The sequence below is a fragment of the Bacillus sp. UNCCL81 genome, from assembly GCF_900112535.1.
Taxonomy (GTDB): Bacteria; Bacillota; Bacilli; order Bacillales; family Bacillaceae_G; genus Gottfriedia; species Gottfriedia luciferensis_B.
Genome location: NZ_FOMF01000003.1, coordinates 535,082 through 558,107, shown reverse-complemented (window position 1 = coordinate 558,107; position 23,026 = coordinate 535,082). Strand labels below are relative to the sequence as shown.

19 protein-coding genes and 1 riboswitch are annotated in these 23,026 nt (G+C 33.4%); all 19 genes read right to left on the bottom strand.

From position 1 onward, the window contains the following. Positions 1-41 precede the first annotated feature (41 nt). The 19 genes from BM319_RS08455 to BM319_RS08365 all read right to left on the bottom strand — a co-directional run bounded on the left by BM319_RS08455 (position 42) and on the right by BM319_RS08365 (position 22,640). Entirely contained in the window at positions 42-908 is an 867-nt protein-coding gene (locus BM319_RS08455) for a 2-oxoacid:ferredoxin oxidoreductase subunit beta (RefSeq protein WP_069034489.1), read from the bottom strand. Further along, positions 895-2,652: a 2-oxoacid:acceptor oxidoreductase subunit alpha gene (locus BM319_RS08450; RefSeq protein WP_069034490.1), complete on the bottom strand. Its 1,758-nt coding sequence runs from the start codon at positions 2,650-2,652 to the stop codon at positions 895-897. The genes BM319_RS08455 and BM319_RS08450 overlap by 14 nt, the downstream gene beginning before the upstream one ends. A 229-nt stretch (positions 2,653-2,881) precedes the next feature. Continuing rightward, on the bottom strand, positions 2,882-3,808 hold the full coding sequence (locus tag BM319_RS08445; protein ID WP_069034491.1) for a dipeptidase: 927 nt from the start codon (positions 3,806-3,808) through the stop codon (positions 2,882-2,884). 238 nt (positions 3,809-4,046) lie between these two features. Next, a complete protein-coding gene (spoVS, locus tag BM319_RS08440) occupies positions 4,047-4,307 on the bottom strand; it encodes a stage V sporulation protein SpoVS (protein ID WP_044893696.1) in 261 nt (86 codons plus the stop codon). A gap of 126 nt (positions 4,308-4,433) precedes the next feature. Further along, complete coding sequence (ymdB, locus tag BM319_RS08435; protein ID WP_069034492.1) at positions 4,434-5,225, bottom strand: 2',3'-cyclic-nucleotide 2'-phosphodiesterase; 792 nt, start codon at positions 5,223-5,225, stop codon at positions 4,434-4,436. A 213-nt stretch (positions 5,226-5,438) separates the two neighbouring features. After that, positions 5,439-7,010 (bottom strand): ribonuclease Y, encoded by a 1,572-nt coding sequence (gene rny, locus BM319_RS08430; RefSeq protein ID WP_069034493.1) that lies wholly within the window; start codon positions 7,008-7,010, stop codon positions 5,439-5,441. A gap of 629 nt (positions 7,011-7,639) precedes the next feature. Further along, positions 7,640-8,683 carry a recombinase RecA gene (gene recA, locus BM319_RS08425; RefSeq protein ID WP_025568776.1) on the bottom strand — a complete coding sequence of 348 codons (1,044 nt, stop codon included), beginning with the start codon at positions 8,681-8,683 and terminating at the stop codon, positions 7,640-7,642. A gap of 249 nt (positions 8,684-8,932) precedes the next feature. Next, a complete protein-coding gene (locus tag BM319_RS08420; RefSeq protein ID WP_025568775.1) occupies positions 8,933-10,192 on the bottom strand; it encodes a competence/damage-inducible protein A in 1,260 nt (419 codons plus the stop codon). A 20-nt stretch (positions 10,193-10,212) separates the two neighbouring features. Further along, positions 10,213-10,791, bottom strand: a complete 579-nt coding sequence (pgsA, locus tag BM319_RS08415; protein WP_025568774.1) for a CDP-diacylglycerol--glycerol-3-phosphate 3-phosphatidyltransferase — start codon at positions 10,789-10,791, stop codon at positions 10,213-10,215. 71 nt (positions 10,792-10,862) lie between these two features. Further along, on the bottom strand, positions 10,863-11,756 hold the full coding sequence (locus BM319_RS08410; protein ID WP_091022155.1) for a helix-turn-helix domain-containing protein: 894 nt from the start codon (positions 11,754-11,756) through the stop codon (positions 10,863-10,865). A 20-nt stretch (positions 11,757-11,776) separates the two neighbouring features. Continuing rightward, positions 11,777-12,568, bottom strand: coding sequence for a DUF3388 domain-containing protein (locus BM319_RS08405; RefSeq protein ID WP_025568772.1), 792 nt, complete (start codon positions 12,566-12,568; stop codon positions 11,777-11,779). A gap of 112 nt (positions 12,569-12,680) precedes the next feature. After that, the gene (gene ymfI / locus BM319_RS08400) at positions 12,681-13,409 is read right to left on the bottom strand and encodes an elongation factor P 5-aminopentanone reductase (RefSeq protein ID WP_025568771.1); all 729 of its coding nucleotides are present in this window, start codon (positions 13,407-13,409) and stop codon (positions 12,681-12,683) included. Between the two features lie 183 nt (positions 13,410-13,592). Further along, positions 13,593-14,876, bottom strand: coding sequence for an EF-P 5-aminopentanol modification-associated protein YfmH (gene yfmH / locus BM319_RS08395; protein ID WP_025568770.1), 1,284 nt, complete (start codon positions 14,874-14,876; stop codon positions 13,593-13,595). After that, on the bottom strand, positions 14,876-16,153 hold the full coding sequence (yfmF, locus tag BM319_RS08390) for an EF-P 5-aminopentanol modification-associated protein YfmF (protein WP_025568769.1): 1,278 nt from the start codon (positions 16,151-16,153) through the stop codon (positions 14,876-14,878). Before yfmF ends, yfmH begins: the two co-directional genes overlap by 1 nt. A 693-nt stretch (positions 16,154-16,846) precedes the next feature. Continuing rightward, complete coding sequence (locus tag BM319_RS08385) at positions 16,847-17,794, bottom strand: ABC transporter permease (protein ID WP_025568768.1); 948 nt, start codon at positions 17,792-17,794, stop codon at positions 16,847-16,849. A 3-nt stretch (positions 17,795-17,797) separates the two neighbouring features. Further along, positions 17,798-18,865, bottom strand: coding sequence for an ABC transporter permease (locus tag BM319_RS08380; protein ID WP_025568767.1), 1,068 nt, complete (start codon positions 18,863-18,865; stop codon positions 17,798-17,800). After that, entirely contained in the window at positions 18,862-20,385 is a 1,524-nt protein-coding gene (locus BM319_RS08375; RefSeq protein WP_025568766.1) for an ABC transporter ATP-binding protein, read from the bottom strand. Before BM319_RS08375 ends, BM319_RS08380 begins: the two co-directional genes overlap by 4 nt. A 262-nt stretch (positions 20,386-20,647) precedes the next feature. Continuing rightward, on the bottom strand, positions 20,648-21,745 hold the full coding sequence (locus BM319_RS08370) for a BMP family lipoprotein (protein ID WP_217493006.1): 1,098 nt from the start codon (positions 21,743-21,745) through the stop codon (positions 20,648-20,650). Between the two features lie 169 nt (positions 21,746-21,914). Beyond that, positions 21,915-22,640 (bottom strand): GntR family transcriptional regulator, encoded by a 726-nt coding sequence (locus BM319_RS08365; RefSeq protein WP_025568763.1) that lies wholly within the window; start codon positions 22,638-22,640, stop codon positions 21,915-21,917. A gap of 244 nt (positions 22,641-22,884) precedes the next feature. Next, positions 22,885-22,986: riboswitch (purine riboswitch) on the bottom strand. Positions 22,987-23,026: the final 40 nt, after the last annotated feature.

The window sequence follows — 23,026 nt, the reverse complement described above, 5'->3', positions numbered from 1 at the left end:
ATAAAAAAAACTCCTCAAAAAATGAGGAGTTTTTCTTTTTATTACATGAATTCAGCAACTAATTTTTCGAATTGTGCTTTTTCTAATTGAAGTTCTGATTCAACTAATGGTTCTTCACTGTATCCAGAAATTAATTGTTGGTATGATTTTTGCTCTTTGTTTTGGTAGATAAGACCAGTTACTAAACCTTTATTTTGCATTAATGTTTGCATAGCCATTTCTTTGTTTGATGGATCATATCCTTCAACATCAGAAAGTTTAACAAGATTTTCTTTAAACCAGTCATATGTGTTTACTTTATTGTAAGTTACACATGGGCTGAATACGTTAATTAAAGAGAAACCTTTGTGGTTAATACCTTGCTCAATTAATGAAGTTAATTCTTTTAAATCACTTGAGAAACTTTGAGCTACGAATGTTCCACCAGCTGTTAATGCCATTTCCATTACTGAAAGTGCAGATTCAACAGAACCTTGTGGCGTACTCTTAGTTTTGAATCCTACATCACTACGAGGTGATGTTTGACCTTTTGTTAGACCATAGATTTGGTTGTCCATAACGATATACGTAATGTCGATGTTACGACGAATTGCATGGATTGTATGACCTAAACCGATAGCGAATCCATCACCGTCACCACCAGAAGCGATAACAGTTAGATCACGGTTAGCCATTTTTACACCTTGTGCAATTGGAAGTGAACGACCATGGATACCATGTAAACCGTAAGAGTTAATATATCCAGAAATACGACCAGAACATCCAATACCAGAAATTACTGCAAGGTTATCAGGTTCTAAACCAACATTTGCTGCTGCACGTTGAATAGATGCTTGTACAGAGAAGTCTCCACATCCTGGGCACCAGTTTGGTTTAATATTATTACGAAATTCTTTAAATGTTGCCATTTAGAACAACTCCTTCCTTGCAAGTATTGTAAATTTCTTTTGGTAAGAAAGGATTTCCATCATATTTTAGTAAGCTTGAAATCTTTTCTGCATGACCACAATTCATTTTGATAATGCTTGCTAATTGACCAGTAGCATTATTTTCAACAACGATTACACGCTTAGCTTTTTTAAGCTCAGGCATTAATTCGTTTGTTGGGAATGGGTGAATTAGACGGATATGAGCATGGTTAACTTTGATACCATCTTGCTCTAAACGAACCATTGCTTCTTCAATCGCACCACGAGTTGAGTTGAAACCAACTAGTAATACATCAGCATCTTCGTGTTTAGAGTTCACTAACACTGGGTTAGGGAATTTTAGGTTATTTAATTTACGCATACGTTTATCCATTTGTTGATTACGGTTAATTGGTGATTCTGATGGTTTACCCATTTCATCATGCTCAACACCAGTTACGTGGTGAATTCCACCTTTCATACCTGGTACTACACGAGGAGAAACGCCATCTTCAGTCACTTCATAACGTTTGAAGTACTCTTTGTTTTCAGATACAGGTAATTCTTGTTTGTAATCAAACTTACCACGGCGAATTTGTACTTTTTCAAATTGAAGTGGCTCAACAGTTTGTTTACCTAAAGAAAGTTGTAAGTCAGTAATTACGATTACAGGTACTTGGAATTCTTCAGCTACGTTAAACGCTTCCACCATATCGTAGAATCCTTCTTCTACTGTACTTGGAGCGATTACTACTTTCGGAATTTCACCGTGAGTTCCGTAGATCATAGCCATTAAGTCTGATTGCTCTTGTTTAGTTGGAAGACCAGTACTTGGACCACCACGTTGAGTATCAACGATTACTAAAGGAACCTCAGTCATACCAGAAAGACCGATTGCTTCCATCATTAATGAAAGACCAGGACCTGCAGATGATGTTAATGTACGAACACCAGCATAGTTAGCACCGATTGCCATTGTACATGCAGCAATTTCGTCTTCAGTTTGAATAACTGCTCCACCATACTGAGGTAATTTTTTGATTAAGTATTCCATAATTTCAGATGCTGGCGTAATTGGATACGCTGCCATAAAACGAGAACCACCTGCTAATGCACCCATTGCGATTGCATCGTTACCGATTAGGAACATACGTTTTTTACCATCAGCTTCTGATAATTGCATTTTATTTACATTCACGCCAAGCATTTCTCTCATTTCTTCTGCTCCACGTGCGATTGCTTCTATGTTTTTCTCAACAATTTGTTGACCTTTTTTACCAAAAATTTCATCTACAACTTCTCTGAACACTTCAATTGATAGACCTAAAATTGCACTTGAAGCTCCAACTGCAACCATGTTTTTCATTAATGAAGTACCTAGTTCAGTTGCTAATTCTGTAAATGGAATTGAATAAAGTGTTACGTCAGTTGAATCTGGAATTGTCGGATTAAATTTAGCATCAGCAATTACGATACCGCCTTTGCGTAATTCATAAAAGTTTACATCGATTGTTTCTTGGTCAAATGCTACTAAAATATCTAAGTCATCTGAAATTGCACGAACTTCAGTTGTACTTACACGAATTTTGTTATTAGTGTGACCACCTTTAATACGAGAAGAGAAATGACGATATCCGTATAAGTAGTAACCTAAACGGTTTAGCGCAATTGCAAAAATCTCACCTGTACTTTCGATACCTTCACCCTGTTGTCCTCCAACTTTCCACGAAAGTTGTTCAATCATTTCCTACACCCCTTTGAATGCCCTCATTCGTAATAAATTAAATTATAAATGGATAATTTTTTTGCATATCATTCATTTTTTATAAAAGAATGAAAGCGATTTAAAACATATCTTTTGATATGAGTTAATTCGCTTTCAATTCTAGACCTATTAATCAAAAAAATCAATGATTTTGAAAGAAATTATTCCTTTAATTTTTATATTTTTATTATTCTGAACAAGTAACGTGTTATTTGTAATGTATATATGATGAATAATTCTCATACATAAAGCCTTTAACCTGCTGTTCTGTATAGTGTTTAAGCAATTCATTTGTTAAATTTTGATAAAGACCTACGTGATGTAAATTTGTTGGATGAGTATCGATTCCATCAAAATCTGATCCCATCGCGATAAATTTTTCTCCACCTAGAGAGCACATATAATCGATATGTTTAAGAATATCTGAAATATTTGCGACACCTTCATCAACTAAAAAAGTAGGATAGAAATTAATCCCGACTATTGCTCCTCTATTAAACATAGCCTTTAGCTGTTCATCATTTAAATTTCTTGGATGTTTACAAATCGCTTTAGCATTTGAATGAGTCGCAGTTGGATATTTTGCTTGTTCAAATGCATCCCAAAACGCGGCTTCAGTACAATGAGAAAGATCACACCACATATTATGCTCATTTAAGTAATGAACTACACTTCTTCCAAAATTAGTTAACCCCCCATTTCTTTCCTCAAGAATTCCATCCGCAGCTTCATTTGCATAATTCCATACTAGACCGACACTACGTACCCCTAGACGATGTAATATCTTTAACCGATTAATATCACCTAAAAGTGCATCACAGCCCTCTAGCGTCAAAATAGCACCCATTTCGTGACTTTTTAATCCAACTTCATCTTCTTTTGTTCGAATAACTTTTATATTATTATTTTCTGTTGCTACTTTTTCATAAAAAAGTGTTACACATTGAAGAGCTGCATCAAATTTGATTAGTTTATGTATACTTTCAGGAATATAAATCGCATAACATTGTATTTTACTATTCCCTTGTTTTAATCGATTAACTGAAACTTGTAAGGAATCATCATTTTCAAAATTGATCGAAGGCTTTTCTAGTAATTTCATCAATACATCACAATGAGCATCAAAAACTTTCATAAATTAACACCCTCCTATTTTTTTGACTATTAAAATTAGTGTATCATATTAATAAATCCAATAATAAAAGTAATAATTATACGCAAAAAAACTCGTCGACTAAACGAGCTTTCAAGTTGGAGCTAAAGTTTTGTCCACCTTTTAATTTCAAATTTGCGTAATCTGACTCGCTAACACTTACTCTTCCTTGAATTAAAAATAAAACAACCTGTCGCTTTAGGCTAACAGGTTGTTATTATTAACGAGGCTCTACGATTAATTTTATCGCTGTACGCTCTTCCCCATCGATTTGAATATCTGTAAATGCAGGGATACAAATAAGGTCTACACCACTTGGTGCAACGAATCCTCTTGCAATTGCAACTGCTTTTACAGCTTGGTTTAACGCGCCAGCACCAATTGCTTGAATTTCTGCTGAACCACGCTCTCTCAATACACCTGCAAGTGCTCCTGCTACAGAATTAGGGTTTGACTTTGCTGAAACTTTTAATATTTCCATTCCTGATCCTCCTTGTACTTACAAAGCTATTATTGTGTACAATAAAAACTATTCTCGATAACAAGAAGTTATTCCTGCAAATATTTAAAAGTTTTTTAAAAATTTTCACAATTCTTTTAATTAATATTATAGCTCTTGATGATCATCATTTATTTGTATTCTTTTTATTGATTTTGCTAGCCCAGTTTGTTTATCTAATTCGATAATTACACCACTTAACTGACCTCTACCTTCATCAACTTCGAATCTCACTGGTAAGTTCGTTAGGAATTTTTTTATAACAGCTTCTTTCGTAACACCTAGAATTCCATCATATGGACCTGTCATTCCAACATCTGTAATAAACGCTGTACCAGCAGGTAAAACTCGCTCATCAGCCGTTTGAACATGTGTATGTGTACCAACAACCGCTGTTACTCTTCCATCCAAATACCAGCCCATAGCAATTTTTTCACTTGTTGCTTCAGCATGAAAATCAACAAAAATGATGTTTGTTCGTTTTTTAGCGATTTTTATTAGCTCATCAGCTTTTTTAAAAGGACAATCAAGTGGTGGTAAAAATGTTCTACCTTGTAAATTTATAACGGCTATTTCAACATCATTAAAATTTAAAAATACTAATCCATTACCAGGTGTACCTTCAGGGAAATTAGCTGGTCTAACTAAGTATTTTGCTTGATCAATAAATTCAAAAATATCCTTTTTATCCCATGCATGGTTACCAAGTGTTACTGCTTGAGCACCTAATTCTAAAAATTCGCGGTAAATTTTTTCCGTTATTCCTTTACCATGTGCTGCATTTTCACCATTTATAATCGTTACTGAAGGATTATATTTCCTTTTTAAAGCTTGAATATTAGCCTTTACCATTGCCCTACCATTTGAACCAACTACATCGCCTATAAACATTATTCTCATTACGTTACATCCTTCCAACTTGCCACTGTTAATTCACAGCACTGATTTTACTTTTAGATTACCCAAAAATACGAAAAGCCCCATTACTAGCACAATCTGAATCTTCATCTATGCCATTCAACTAAGATTCATTTCAGATATGTATTAGTTGGAGCTATTTTTAAAAATACTTTATTTTGTTACAAAAAAGAAAATAAAGTGGCATAAACCACTTTATTTTGCATACTCGACAGCTCGAGTTTCACGAATAACCGTAACTTTTATATGACCTGGGTAATCCAGTTCATCTTCAATACGCTTTCTAATGTCTCTCGCTAATCTATGAGCTTGTAAATCATCAATTGTATCTGGTTTTACCATGATGCGTACTTCACGACCTGCTTGAATAGCGAATGATTTTTCTACACCTTCATATGATTCAGAAATCTCTTCAAGCTTTTCTAATCGACGGATATAGTTTTCTAATGTTTCGCTACGTGCTCCCGGTCTAGCAGCAGATAAAGCATCTGCAGCAGCTACAAGAACCGCAATAATTGAAGTTGGCGCAGCATCCCCGTGATGTGATGCAATACTATTGATAACTACTGGATGTTCTTTATATTTCGTTGCTAATTCAACACCGATTTCAACGTGACTTCCTTCTACCTCATGGTCAATTGCTTTACCAATATCGTGAAGTAAACCTGCACGTTTTGCAAGTTTTGTATCCTCACCAAGTTCAGCAGCCATAAGTCCAGCCAAGTTCGCTACTTCCATCGAATGCTTTAACACATTTTGACCATAACTAGTTCTAAATTTCAGACGACCTAATATTTTAATTAAGTCAGGGTGAATTCCATGAACACCAACTTCAAAAGTAGTTTGTTCACCGACTTCACGTATGTACTCATCTACTTCTCGTCTTGATTTTTCAACCATTTCTTCAATTCGTGCAGGATGGATTCGACCATCTTGTACTAATTTATCTAGTGCAATTCGTGCAGTTTCACGACGAATTGGATCAAAACCTGATAATATTACAGCTTCAGGCGTATCATCAATAATTAAATCTATACCAGTTAACGTTTCTAAAGTACGTATATTTCGTCCTTCACGGCCAATAATACGACCTTTCATTTCATCATTTGGAAGATTTACAACTGAAACAGTTGTTTCAGCAACATGGTCTGCAGCACATCGCTGGATTGCTAATGATAAAATATCTTTTGCTTTCTTATCTGCTTCTTCTTTTGCTCGAGCTTCTGTTTCTTTTACTAGTATTGCTGTTTCATGGGATAATTCATTTTCGACTTTAGTAAGTATTAATTGTCTTGCTTCTTCACGATTTAAGCTAGAAATTCTCTCTAACTCTTCTTGTTGAGCAGCAATTAATGCTTCTATCTTGCTTTCCATTTCTTCTATCTGCTGTTGTTTTAAAACAAGAGATTCCTCTTTTCTTTCAAGAACAGACTCACGTTTTGAAAGTCCATCATCTTTACGATCTAAGTTCTCTTCTTTTTGCATTAAACGATTTTCTGACTTTTGTAGTTCACTACGACGGTCTCGAATTTCGTTCTCTGCATCTGTACGAATTTTGAAAATTTCGTCCTTTGCTTCCAATAAAGCTTCTTTTTTAATTGTTTCTGAATCACGTTTTGCATCTTCAATAATTTGATTTGCATGATTAGTTGCGCCATTTATTTTAGCTTCTGCAATGGACTTACGGACAAAAAATCCGACAGCATAACCGACTCCGAATGTGGCAAGCAATGCGAAGATGATCAAAATTATAGTATTTGCACCCATGATTTCACCTCCTCTTGCTATTTAGTTAGTTTCATTTTTGTCGGCTGTTATATTGTATAAATAATTGCATCAACATACAGCACACTTCAATTCAATTTTTCACAAAATAGTAATATTTTTTTAGAATATACACTTAAATATTAAATCTCTTACCAAATGATGTCAAGCCTTGTAACTCGCTTACTTACTTGATTTATCAATATTTATTACATTTTTACTAGATTTCATACATGAGAATCTAAATTTTATTCATTAATTTTTTTTTAAGATCTGATTAGTAAGTTATTTGATCGAATTTCTCTTTTATAAATTACTACTCATAAATATAAAAAAAATATAGATATTGTCTGTTTTTTGATAAGCCCCGATCATAAAAGTATGCCTTATTCTAATACAAGACACCTACTTACCATGAATGACTTTATTTGCCTCTTCATGGTCATTCTAATAAGGTCTCACTTTGCATTTCTTATAGGGATGGTGAATCCTTCTATTGGAATCAATTCTTTCAAATTGATGAAATTATTTTCTGTATTTCAAAAAAATCAAAGTCATGAAATTATAAATAAAAAAATGCAGGCACTTTTAATAAGCGCCCGCATTTTTTATTGCTCTAAACTAACTTATGATTACTCATTTAATAAAGAGAATTGTTCTTCGTCATCTGTTTCTGTTACAGTAACAGGGTTATCTAAACCATGGTGAAGACGGATCGATTGTTTAATCGTATCACGAATTTCTTTATTTTCTTTTAAGAATTGCTTAGCATTCTCACGGCCTTGTCCAAGACGCTCTTCATTGTAAGAATACCATGCTCCACTCTTAAGAACGATATCTAAATCGGCTCCAATATCAAGAATTTCACCTTCTTTAGAAATACCTTCTCCATACATAATGTCTACTTCTGCTTGTCTAAATGGTGGTGCTACTTTATTTTTAACTACTTTAATCTTTGTTTTGTTACCCACAATATCATTACCTTGTTTTAATTGTTCAGCACGACGTACTTCTAAACGAATTGTAGAATAGAATTTTAACGCACGTCCACCTGGAGTCGTCTCAGGATTACCAAACATAACTCCAACTTTTTCACGAATTTGGTTAATGAAGAATGCGATCGTTTTTGACTTGTTAATTGCACCTGAAAGTTTACGTAATGCTTGCGACATTAATCGTGCTTGTAGACCTACGTGAGCATCACCCATCTCACCTTCAATTTCAGCTTTTGGAACTAATGCAGCTACTGAATCAATTACGATAATATCAATTGCACCACTTCGAACTAATGCTTCAGCGATTTCAAGTGCTTGTTCACCTGTATCTGGTTGAGATAATAATAACTCATCAATGTTTACACCTAATTTTTGAGCATAAACCGGATCTAATGCATGCTCAGCATCTATAAACGCCGCTTGTCCTCCATTTGCTTGAACTTCAGCGATTGCATGTAATGCTACAGTTGTTTTACCTGAACTTTCAGGACCATATACTTCGATAATACGTCCTCTTGGATATCCACCTACACCTAATGCTACATCTAGTGCTAACGATCCACTAGAAATAGTTGAAATTTGGCGTTCTGTTTGTTCTCCAAGTTTCATAATTGAACCTTTACCGAATTGTTTTTCTATTTGTTTTAAAGCCATTTCTAATGCAGCTTGACGATCACTCATTTAGATTCCTCCTTCAGGATTCATTTATCTCTTAACTACATAATAACTGTTTTTTGTTCGTTTGCCAACAAAAAAATAGAACGTTTATTCGATATTTTTCGTATTTAAACTTAATTTTTAAAGAATAGAAACGCTTGTTTCGTATTTTTTGGTCTATAAAACTAGATTTTTATTAATATCGAAACTATAAAATTAAAAAACTCGGCTAAATTAACCGAGCTTTTATATTATAAAATATTCTATTTCAATTTATAAGTCTTGACTTTCGAAACTTGAATTAATTAATTTAATCAACAAGTTCGCGCCATTTTTGACACTTGATAATCTGATTTGTTCTCTAGTGCCACTGAATTGAAACTCTTTTACAATTGAATCAGAATCACCAATTTTTATACCGATAAATACTTTCCCTACCGGCACATCTTCTAATGTAGACGGTCCTGCCTCACCAGTAAAACTAATTGAAATATTACTGCCTGTTAATCTTTGAATATTTTCAACTAGTGATTTTGCACATTCTGCACTTACAGCACCATTTTTATTAAGAATGTCTGCTGGCACATTTAAAAGATTTTGTTTTATTTCATTAGAATAACAAACAACACTACCTTTAAAAATGGACGAGTTCCCGGGAATATCTGTCAGTCTTTTACTGAATAGACCTCCAGTTAAACTTTCAGCAGCAGAAATAGTCAGTTTAAAATCTTTTAGCTTACTTGATAAAACTGTAAATAAGTTTTCATTATTTGTACCATATATAAACTGCCCAACGCGCTCACGTATTTTTTCTTCAGCTTGTCCAATAAGTTTTTCTGCCTCTTGTTGATTACTAGCACTTGCAGTAACTCGAAGCATTACTTCTCCCTCACTCGCTAAAGGAGCAATTGTTGGATTTGATTGATTTTCAAGTAAATCAAGAATTTCAGTTTCTAAAATCGATTCACCGATGCCAAAAAATTTAAGCTCTTTCGAAATAATCGTACTTGCTTCCTTACCTTTTAAAAAATACGGAATTAGTTCTTTCTCAACCATCGGAATCATTTCTTTAGGTGGTCCTGGTAATAATACAAATTGTTTATTTTTCACTTCATAAACCATTCCAGGTGCCATACCGTTTTTATTCAATAAAACATGTGCGTTATGAATGACTAATGCTTGTTTTTTATTATTTTCAGTCATTGGTCGATTTACTTTAATAAAATATTGTTCAATATACTCTAGTGATTGTTCATGATAAACAAGTGATTCTTGAACAAATTCTGCGACTACTTCTTTCGTTAAATCATCCTTTGTTGGTCCAAGTCCACCAGTTAAGATGATTAAATCACTTCTTGATGAAGCAATTTCTAATGCACTTTTAAGTCGTTCGGAATTGTCTCCTACAACTGTTTGGAAATGATGGTGATATCCTAATGCAGATAAATGTTTAGCTATAAATTGAGCATTTGTATTTGCAATTTGGCCTAAAAGTAGCTCAGTACCTACTGCGATGATTTCAGCACGCTTCATATCATTTCCCCCTATATTAATTACATTGATTTAAGAAGAACATCTCTATTTTTATAAAAATAATCCCAACCAGAATATACTGTAAAGAATAATGCGACCCAAAGTGATACATCCGCAATCGAAAATGGTAAGAAATTCAATGGGAAGTCATGTAAGAAATAAGCAGAAATCGCAACTATTTGAGCCCAAGTCTTAATTTTACCTAGCATTGCAGCAGCATGAACTTCTCCAGAGCCAGCTAAAATCATTCGTAATCCGGTTACAGCAAACTCTCTACTTATAATGACAATCGTAATCCATGCAGGAACATAATGAAAATCAGTTAAGATAATTAATGCGGACGATACAAGTAATTTATCAGCAAGTGGATCTAAAAACTTACCAAAATTAGTTACTAGATTAAATTTTCTAGCGTAATAACCATCTATAAAATCAGTAACTGATGCAATAATAAAAATTGCAGCTCCTACTAAATGATTAACTGGTATTGAATCACCCATTAATGTAACTTTTCCCCATCCAAAATCGATTAAAACGGCAATCATAAATAATGGAATTAGACAAACCCTTGAAACTGTGATCTTATTTGGTAAATTCATGGTAAAACCCTCCAAAACTTTCTAAAAATGAAGCATTTATAATAAATGAATAAAAGCCATCTTAAAGATGACTATTGATTCATTTTTAAATTTTTAATCGTAATCTTTTGGTGAACAGCATTTGTTGGACTAACTGGATATTTAAATATCTCATCGTTAATTCGTAGCTCAACATTATTAGAAGCACCAATATTTACAGTTACTTCATTTTCATCTGTTAAGTCGTAGTTTTGAGTTTGTCCTTGTTTTAAAATTCCGGAATAGAACATTTTTCCATCAGCATTTTTTAAATCTACATAACTTTCACCATTTGCAACTACTTCTAATTTAAATACATCCGTACCAGATAAAGAAATAGTAGTTCGTTTACCCGCTGCAGAGTCAACAGTAATTTTTTGCGCTGGTGTTTGCTCAGTCACATCATTTTTCGGTTTCTCTGTTTTTTTCGTATTATTAACTTTTGCCTGATCTAGCGCATTATTTTTTGGTTTTTCAATTTCAGAATTAGAGTTAGATTGAGTCTGATTCGTATCCGCAGATTTTCCATCATTTTTTGATGGGAACATCATATAAATAGCGATACAGATTCCGATGATAAGAATCGCTACTAGTATCCTTGGTAAATAATCCATTACTCGTGATGACTTAACATTGCTTAATGGTTCTTTAAGCTTCGATGCTCTACTAGGGATTTCTTCATGCTTTACTTCTTCTACTGTACTTGCCACAGTTGATTCTTCTACCACTGGCTTTTCAGTTAGAAATCCAGAAACGTCAACACCTATTGTTTCTGCATATTGTCTAATAAATGCACGAACATAAAATTGCCCTGGCAATATTTCATAATTACCTTCTTCGATTGCTTCAAGATAACGTTTCTGAATCTTCGTTAACTCTTGTACATCGTCAATTGATAAACCTTTCGCTTCTCTTGCTTCTCGTAAATATTTTCCTAATTCTGTCACAAGTTACACCCCAACTAACTTTAAAAATCAAACATCGAGAACGAGTTGTGTCCATTTTTATCCATTTGGTCTACAAGTTCATATTTAATTTCTTCATTTTCATCATTTCTTAATTCAATTATGTAATCAAAATCTTCTAAGGAGTATTCAGTTTGCTGTACAAATACATCAGGATGTTCCACTACTTTCACAGAAGACATTGCCATAATTTCGCGAACCAATTGCCAATGTTGCTCATTTGCTCTTCTATGAGAAAGAATGCCATCAATAATAAATACATTATCTGAATTATATTCATCTTCTATTAATTGACTTCTTAATGTTTGTTTAATTAATGTTGATGAAACAAATAACCAGCGTTTATTTGCACAAACACTTGCTGCTACAACTGATTCTGTCTTACCAACACGAGGCATCCCTCTAATTCCGATTAGCTTATGGCCTGGCATTTTAAATAGCTCTGCCATAAAATCAACAAGCATACCTAAATCATCGCGGACAAAACGAAAAGTCTTTTTATCATCTACGTCACGTTGAATATAAGTACCATGTCTTACAGCTAAACGATCTCTCAGAGTTGGCTTTCTAAGTTTAATTATTGTTATATTGTCCATAGTATTTAAAATTGATTCAAATCTAGTAATTTGATCATCGTTATCGCAACCAAGTAACATGCCGCGTCTCATTGTGTCGACACCATTGATTGTTAAAATATTAATCCCTAGCATACCGATTAGCGATGCAATATCTCCAAGTAGTCCAGGGCGATTCTTATGTATTTCATACTCAAAATACCATTCGATTAACTCCATACCTATACCCCCTATTTGTTAACTACTTAACTCTCCATTTAATAATAAACGATTTCGCCATAATATAAAAGGTAAAATATGTGAAATAAATAACTTTCGACCGGAAATTTTGCTATGAAGTATGCCAACCGCCGTTTACTCCAAGAATTTGGCCTGTTATATAAGAAGATTGTTCGGAAATTAGGTAATTTACCGTATTCGCAATTTCACATGGAAGAGCTAAACGATTCATTGGAATTTCATTTGCGATTTCTTTTAAATCTTCTTCACTAAACGTATTTAACATATTCGTTTTTACGGCACCTGGGGCAACGGCATTTACTTTCACTCCACTTGGCCCTAATTCTTTAGCTAATGCCATCACATAGGCGTTTTGAGCACCTTTAGTAGTTGAATATAATACTTCACATGAAGCACCAATTTGTCCCCATATAGACGAAATAACGACGATACTGCCAGATTTTTTAGCCACCATATTAGGAAGAAAATGATTGACTACTTTGATCAAACTTTTGATATGTAATTGAGTCATTCGATCGATTTCCTCATCACTTACATCGTTAATTAAACCAAAGATTGAAAAACCCGATGCATAAACAATTGAATCGATTGTATCATTTATTTGTGATGTTAAAATTTCAACTCCATTTTCAACTGACAAGTCCGCTTGAACAAATTGGCAATTTACTTCAATCTCATTAGCTAATTGGATCAGCTCATTAAGTGGCTCTTTCTTACTATTATAATGGACAACTAAATCATATTTTTCATTGATTAATTTTTTCGAAATTGCTAAGCCAATGTCACCACTAGCTCCAATTACTAGAATTCTTTTTCTCATTTATTATAATCTCCATTTATTCGAGGTTTTAATGCAGGTTTAAAGAGTATTAATAATTATAAAGGTAATAGAGAAACGAGGACTTAAAAATTTTTATTAATAAATAATACACTTTGATTCTTTAAAAACCCTTAAATTTTTAAAATTTCAAAAAGCATCCAATAAAGGATGCTTTTAATTCTTTCAATGAGGAAGAACAAAAAATTCACTCATATAGTCTTCATTTATTAGATGACTAGCACTTTCTTTTAGATCCTCTACAGAAATAGATTGTAACACAGATACAATGTCAAATAAATGCATATCTAAGAACGCATATCGTGTAAATTGGTTAGCGATATATTCTGGAGAATTTAATGAGCGTAAGAATCCGCCAATTTTCTTTTTAACTACGCGATCGACAATTTCTTTTTCCCACTGATGATTTTTTGAATCTAATAACACTTCTTTAATTTTTTCAGAAAGTTTTTCAGGTGAAGTAGAATCTCCTCCGATGATTGCAAAAGCAAAACCATTTTCTGCGGAGTAATCATATGAGAACGTATCATCGATTAAGCCATCTTCATACATTTGTTGATACGTATTTGAGCCTTTGCCAAATAAATAATCTAGTAATACTGAAATTGATAATTCATGCTTTAATAATTCGCTTCCACCTTTAGGTGCAGAAAAGTCTTTCACGCCAACCAGCACTTTCGATGATTGGACATTCATATGTAACACTTTTTTCTTCTCTGCTGATTCTGGCGTTTCTTCAGGGAAAAATCTCTTAATTTCATTTGCATCTTTGAACGTTTTTTTGCTTTGGTTTTCTTTAATTAAATTCATTGTTTTATCAGGATCTACAGGACCTACAACAAAAAACAACATATTACTCGGATGATAAAAAGTTTCATAACAAGTATAAAGTAATTCTTTTGTAATTTTTGAAATTGATTCAATCGTTCCAGCAATATCGGTTCTAACAGGATGTTTACCATATAAATTGGCAATCATCCCAAAATATTGTCTCCAATCAGGATTATCTTCGTACATTTTAATTTCTTGACCAATAATCCCTTTTTCTTTTTCAACACTTTGATCAGAAAAATATGGATCTTGAACAAAATCAATTAAAGTCATTAAATTTTGTTCTACATTATTCGTTGCTGAAAATAAATAAGCAGTTCGTGTAAAACTTGTGAACGCATTAGAAGAAGCTCCTTGTTTACTAAAAACTTGGAATACGTCCCCATCTTTCTTTTCAAACAACTTGTGCTCTAAAAAATGAGCAATCCCATCTGGTACAACTAATTTTTCATCTTTTCCTAAAGGAATAAATTCAGAATCAATCGAACCGTATTTAGTTGTAAAGGTCGCATATGTTTTGTTGTAGCCTTGTTTAGGAAGAATATATACTTTTAATCCGTTTTCAAGCTCCTCGAAATAAAGCGTTTCATTCAATTGTTCAAAATACTTTTTTTCCATTATGCTCCCTCCTGACCTTTTAAGAAATAAGTTGTGTGAAGTTTAATTTTATTAGCTACAGCTACAATTTCATCTTTCGTAACTTTTTCAATTTCAGGGAACCAGTCCTCGATCGGACGTTCATTCCCTGCAGCTTGGTCATTGAATAATGTTTCAATAATTCCATAAGCTGTGTCCATACTTTCTAATAGACTGTTTTTAATCACTAATTTTGTTTGATCGATTTCCTCTTCAGTGAAATTTCCCTTTTTCATTTCTTCAAGTTGTTCAGCAATAATTGTAGTTGCTTTTTCATAATTTTCACTTGCTATACCAGACATAACCATTAAAATTGATTTATGACTTTCAAAACGAGAAGCAGCATAGTATGCTAAGCTATTTTTTTCACGAACATTGATAAATAACTTTGAATGAGAGAATCCGCCAAAAAGTCCATTAAATACTTGAAGTGCAAAGTAATCTGGATCTTTAATCGAAATCCCAGTCGTATAACCTATATGAAGTTTAGCCTGATTTAGTTTTTGCTCTTCAATTACTTCATTAGGAGAATCGACTGGCGTTGCTTTTGTTGTATCAACTGTTAATTTTCGACTAGTTGTGTTTCTAAAATTCTCTTCAACTAATTGTTTACATTGGTCAAATGCAACATCTCCAACTATATATAGATCAATTAAATCTTGTTGCAAAGCTTTTTCATAGTACTGATAAAGTGAGTCTGCTGTCATTGAATTGACATCTTCTGTTTTTCCATTTGCAAGTAACGCATAAGGTTCATCCTTAAACATTTCTTCCACTAGTCGTTGATTTGCAAATTTCAATTTATCATCATTAATTGATTGAATTCGTTGTACTTGAGTTCTTTTTTGAGTTTCAACATGTTTAGCTGAAAATACCCCATTTTCTAAAAATGGATTTTGCCAAATAGAAGCAATAAGCATCAGCGCTTCATTTAATAGTGAACCTTGATTTGAAAGGTATTTTTCATTTGCAATGTCAATTGTAAATGACATAACATGGTAATCACCTTTTTTTGATACGTCTACAAAGAAGGTCGCCCCATATAATTCTTCTAATTTTCTTCTAATTTCACCATTGGTAGGAAGAGCTTTTGTTCCACTTTGCAATACATAAGGTAAAATTCCGCGATACGATACTGTATCTTCTTCGAGTTTTCCTCGTACTTTTAACGTAATCGAATTTGTTTTAAACTTTTCAGTTGTTACCACATGTAGCTTAATACCGTTAATATCACTATTTTTGTACTGTAACAAATTCAAATTGAACCCTCCTTAGTCAAATACTATTTACTCATATTTATTTCCAATATCTTCATTGTATCTCTAATTTTACCAAAAATAAAACCTACTGCTTAGTTTACCCAAAATTATTAATTCAAATAAAAAGAAGCTTCTTATTTTAAAATCGTTTAGAGATGTTGAAAAAGTCGTTTAATTCAACTATCTGTCCTTTTAAAATAAGTACTTCGTTGATTTCCTCTCCAGGATGCTCCCTTTCCGTGGGGAGAGAGGTGAGCCTCCTCGGCCAGCCTGCGGGGTCTCACCCTTCCCTCTTTTCCCACAGGAGTCTCGCACCTTACGTTCCAATCATTACCAAAACATAACTGAAAATCTTAAAACCAATACATTTTTTAACATTGTCTTTTCTTTTATACCTCTAAAACGATTAAGTCTTCTTTTCCGATGTGATTTTATCCTCAAATAACTCCATGTGACATGAGGTTAACGAATTCCAGAAGAAATCAAACTGAAGTTATTTGAATGTCTTGAGGATCTTCTTCTTCGTAAAATCGATCAAAACACGAATTATAATTTAATTTCTTGGTATAGTTGAGAGATGTTCGACCAAAGCAATCTTACTTAACAAGATAATATTCGTAATTAGTTGACACAATGTTGTTTCAGCAAATGAAAAAAGCTTCCTAATTAAATAGGAAGCTTCAAAACAATTATTTATCGTTTACCTTTTTCATATGCAACACCAACTGATTTTGGTGCTTGAGATGATTTAGAGAAAATTACTAATGCGATTAAAGTTACTACGTATGGGAATAACTTTAATGCTAATGGTGGGATATGAGCTAAGCTTGGAATTACTTGCGATACATTGGCAATTGTTGTTGCTACACCAAAGAATAATGTCGCTGCTAAAATTCCAAGTGGCTTCCATTGTCCAAAAATTAATGCAGCAATTGCTAAGAAACCAAGACCTGCAACACTACCTGTAAATTCGCCAGAGTAAGTTACTAAAATAATTGCTCCACCTAATCCAGAAAATGCACCAGAAATAATAACGCCAAGGTAACGAATACGGTATACATTAATACCTGCTGCATCAGCTGCTTGTGGGTATTCACCACATGCACGTAGACGTAAGCCTAAACGAGTTTTATAAAGTACAAATGTACTGATGATTAGAATGCCGATGACTAACCATGTTGTAGAATACGTGTTTTTAAAGAATAAATCTCCAAGAATTGGAATGTTCTTTAACACTGGGATATCCGTACGAGTAATACCGTTAATACTGATGTTTCCTGATCCAGTAATATTTCTTGCTAAGAAGATTGTTAAAGCACCTGCAATCATATTAATTGCGATACCACTAATTACTTGATCTGCGTGTAAATTTATACTTGCAAACGCATGTAGTAAAGAAAATAAAGCACCTGTTAGAACTGCAACAAGAATTCCTACCCAGATTACCCAAACTTCACCTTGATGAGTTTCTTGAAGTTTTGAAATTGTTAAGGCACTAGCGAAACCACCAACAACCATTAAACCTTCTAAACCAATATTTACGACACCGCTTCGCTCAGAAAATAAACCACCTAATGCTACGATTAATAATGGAATCGTATAAGCAATTGCATATGGGAAAATTTGTATAATTAAATCCATGCCTTATTTCACCTTCTCTCCTACATTGCTGTTTTTGTATTTGCGTGATTTCGATACTCGATCTATAACTTTTTTAATTAAAATACTAGTTGCAGAGAAATAAATAATAATTGCAATGATAACATCAGCAATATCTGGTGGAATTGAAGTCATTGCACTCATAAAACCTTTACCAGAATATAATAGTCCAAAGAAAATAGCTGAGAAAAATACGCCAATTGGTGTATTCATGCCTAAAAGTGCCACGGCAATTCCGTCGAATCCTTCAGTAGGTAAAACACCTATTTGAATTAGTGATGCATTACCAGCGAATTGAACAACACCTGCTAACCCTGCTAGTCCACCTGAAATCATCATTGATAAAATAACATTTCTATTTACTGAAATACCAGCGTATTCAGCAGCACTACGGTTGTAACCTACAGCTTTTAATTCATATCCTAATACTGTACGATTAATAATAAATGAAACAACGATTACCATAATTACGGCGATAAATAAACCGAAGTTAATATATGATCCACCAAATAAATTTGATAAAAATGGCATTTTTAATGTTGCAGCATCTGCAAGCATTTTTGACTCTGTTTCAGTACTACCTTTAAAATATTGTGGTACTAAATAATAAACAGTCCAATAGGCAATCCAGTTCATCATAATCGTAGAAACTACTTCGTGAACATTAAACCTAGCTTTTAGTAGTCCTGGAATAAATGCCCAAGCTGCACCTGCAATAAAGGCTACAATTACCATAATTGGAACTAAGATAAGAGTAGGTAAATCGAAAGTTAAACCAATTGCAGAAGCACAAAATCCTGCGAAAAGCATTTGGCCAGCTGCACCAATATTAAATAAACCTGTTCTGAATGCAAATGCAACAGAAAGTCCTGTTAAAATTAACGGAGTAGCAGTAGCAAATGTATTACCAATACGCTCCGGATCTTTTAATCCACCTTGGAATAAATAAGTAAACCCTTCTACTGGATCATTACCTGTTACTAAAATTAATAATGCTCCAGCTAGTAAACCTAATACTACGGCAATTAAAGAAATGATTCCTCCCTTTTTCATGCCCCTTCACCTCTCCTTATACCAGCCATCATTAATCCTAATTCATCTTCATTTGTGTCTTTGGCATTAACGATATCAACGATTTCTCCAGCATTTACGATTGCAATGCGGTCAGATAAATTAAGAACCTCATCTAGCTCTAACGAAATCAGTAGAACAGCTTTTCCACTATCTCTTTGCTCTATTAATCTCTTATGAATATACTCTATCGAACCAACGTCTAATCCACGCGTTGGCTGACATGCAATTAATAACTCTGGCTTAAGTTCGATTTCACGACCAATGATTGCTTTTTGTTGGTTTCCTCCAGACATTGATTCAACCACTGTTTTAGCACCTTCACCAGATCGTACATCGAATTCTTCAATAATTTTCTTTGCATGTTTGGCAATCGCAGTTTTATCTAATACACCATATTTAGAGAATGGCTCTTGATTATAAATCTCTAAAACAACGTTTTCTTCAATTGTATATTCAAGAACAAGTCCTCTTTTTTGACGATCCTCTGGAATATGAGCAATACCGTTTCTAATTCGCTCGCGTATACTGTGTTTTGTAATATCTTGATTTTTTAATAAAATAGAACCCTCTTCAATCGGTCTTAACCCTGTAATTGCTTCAACAAGTTCAGATTGTCCATTTCCTTCAACTCCGGCAATCCCAACGATTTCACCTGCTCGAACTTGAAGTGTAGCATTTTTTAAACCTAAAACTTTTTTATTATTTTTGACACTTAAATTATTTACATCTAGTACAACTTCACCAGGATTTGATTCTACCTTATCTACCTTGAAAGACACCTGACGTCCGACCATCATAGATGCCATTTCAGATTCAGAAGTTTGTTTTACATCAACTGTACCAATGTACTTACCGTGACGAATTACTGTACATTGATCGGCAACAGCTTTAATTTCTTTTAATTTATGAGTAATGATAATGATTGACTTGCCTTCATTGATCAAGTTTTTAATAATCTTCATTAAATCTTGTATTTCTTGTGGAGTAAGTACTGCTGTTGGCTCATCTAGGATTAATACTTCAGCATTACGGTATAAAGTTTTTAAAATTTCGACTCTTTGTTGCATCCCTACTGTAATATCTTCAATCTTTGCATATGGATCTACATTTAAACCGTAAGTTTTAGAAAGCTCTTCAATACGTTTTGCTGCAGTCTTAATATCTACGACTAGCCCCTTTTTAGGTTCAAGACCTAGAATAATATTTTCTGTTACTGTAAAATTAGAAACTAGTTTAAAATGTTGGTGAACCATTCCGATTCCTAGTTCATTTGCAACATTTGGATTTGAAATTTTAACTTCTTTACCTTTTATTTTTATAATCCCTTTTTCAGGTGTGTACATTCCAAAAAGGACGGACATTAAAGTTGATTTCCCTGCCCCGTTTTCACCTAATAAAGCATGAACTTCCCCTTTTTTTAATCGTAGTGTAATATTATCATTCGCTATAATGCCAGGAAACTCTTTTGTTATATTTAGCATCTCCACTACATATTCCATAATTTTCCTCCTTGATATTACGAAGTCATTTTTTATTTTAAAGTTTTACTTGATTTCGAAATATTTTTCTATATTTTTTATTTAAGGAGGGCTTAACTCTCTCTCCCGATAGTCATGCCCTAATCAATTGGAAGCTTTACCAATATAAGTGCTTACAATTGATTAAAGCATGAAACTAAAAAATCATTTTTAGGGTAGAAGAAGCATATAAAAGGGACTCCTTTCCTATGCTTCTTCTATCATTTATTAATTAGAAATTTAATTACTTAATTAAACTTCCTCTTTCACTTGCTACTACAATTTCACCAGACTTAATTTTGTTAAATACATCATTAACTTTTGTTATAGTATCAGAACTTAAGTTTGGATTTTCTTTTGGTAAACCAATTCCATCATTTTTTGCATCGTAAGTTAAAGTTTGTCCACCAGGGAATTTTTTATCTTTTTCAGCTTTAACCATATCAGAAGCTGCTTTTGCAACACCTTTCATAGCTGAAGTTAAAATGATTGATTTGTTATCTTTATAAACACCATCAGCGTACTGATCTACGTCAACACCAACAACCCAAACTTCTTTACCACTAGCTACTCTGTTTTTAGCTTCAGTAATAGCACCTTGTCCTACTCCACCTGCTGCAGTGAAAATCGCTTTAACGCCGCGGTCATACATTTGAGCTGCAATTTGTTGACCTGCTGCTTTGTCTGTAAAGCTTCCAGAATAAACTACGTTATTAGCTTTTAAAGAAATGCTAGTTCCAAGTTTTTCGTTTGCATATTTAATACCTTGTTGGAATCCCCAGTTATATTTTTGAACTGCTGGAATTTCCATACCACCGATAAATCCAACATCACCAGTTTTTAATTGAACTGCTGTTGCAATACCAGCTAAGTAACCAGCTTCATGTTCTGCGAAGAAAATTGAAACTGTGTTATCTTTTACATTTGGAGTAAAATCTTTAGCTGTGTGTGGAGTACCATCGATAATTACAAATTTGTCATCTTTATATTTATCTTGCGCTTTATTAATTGCTGTTTCAAATTTATAACCAGGAGTTATAATAAATTGAAACCCTGCATCATTTAAGTTACCGATTTCTTTTAAGTAATCTGCTTCCGTTTCACCTGCAGGTTTTAAGTATTTTGTATCTTGCTTAAGATTGAAACCTAAATCTTTAGCTCCAGCTTGGATCCCTTCCCAAGTACCTTGGTTAAATGACTTATCATCAATCGTACCAGAGTCTGTTACCATTCCTACTTTAAATGCGCCTTTTGCGTCTTTTGTATCTCCACCTTTACCACAAGCACCTAAAATTGTACCTGCTGCTAAGGCCATTGAAAGAACAAGACCAGCTTTTTTCATCTTCATAAAAATTTTGCCCCCTTAAATTTTTATTTACTTTTGTACTAGCTTGGTTTATAATCGTTATCTTAACGATCCACCTCCCTAATAATTTAATGAACTTTCAGTAAACAATATTTGAAAACTTGCCAAAACTTATTTTTCGTAAATATTAATTTGGCTATACAATTTAATTTCTTTTTCTTAAAACATTAAAGCTGAACTGATCCGCTCTAAAGTAATTATAAGAATGTAAAACTGCACGGTTTAAATCGTCAAAGTGTAACTGTTCGATTAATAATAATGAAACATCTGGTTCACACTGTAATAAAGGAGAAACTTTATCGTGGTAACCTATCGGTTCAATTCTTGCACTTGAATATTCGATATTGCGACCAGTTTCTTTTTTAATGAATGTAAAAAACGAGTGATCTTCATATGATGGAACCTGTTTAAAATAATTAGTCGGTAATTTATCAATGCAATAAACGACAGGTTCACCATTTGCTGTTCGAATTCTTTCTACTACGTGCATTCGATCATCTTCAGTGATTGTGAAGCTTTTTAAATCTTCTTTCGTAGGAACTAATAGTTTAGAAGATAGAAAGATTGTACCAGGCTCTTTACCTGCATCAACAATCATTTCTGAGACACTACTTAATTGTTCAATGCCTGTCCTAAATATTGGTTTCGGTTTCACAAATGTACCGACTCCATGTCTTCTAACTAAGATATTTTCTTCTTCTAAAACTCTTAATGCTTCTCTTAATGTTGCTCTTGATACTCCAAATATTTTAGATAACTCATACTCTGATGGTAACTTATGATGTGGCAAGTAAATACCATTCTCAATATCTTGTTTTATTCGATCCATCACTTGGAGATAAAGTAATCTGGTGTCTGTTTTAATCTTCATTTCCCATCCCCCAAACTTCGGATTTCAGACATCAGTTGTTAGACATCTGTCGTATAATCCTTCTTTACTATACTGTTATTTTTTACTCATTTCAACACTTTTTTGTAAACGCTTTATTTTTTATTACGTTAATGGATCATTTGTTCATATTTAACAAAAAAAACTCTTATAATCTACCGTTCCACTTAGTGAAAAAGCTAGATTATAAGAGTTTTTGATTATCGTAAATATAAATCATTTCTCCATAATAATGCTTTTTCCCCATAGTATTGCAAATATTGGTTGCAATGTAGAAACTTCCGACCCATTATGTCGATATTATATGAGGACTATCAATTTATCTGAAGAAATAATATCATTCTATGTCTAAAAATGTCAATAATGTT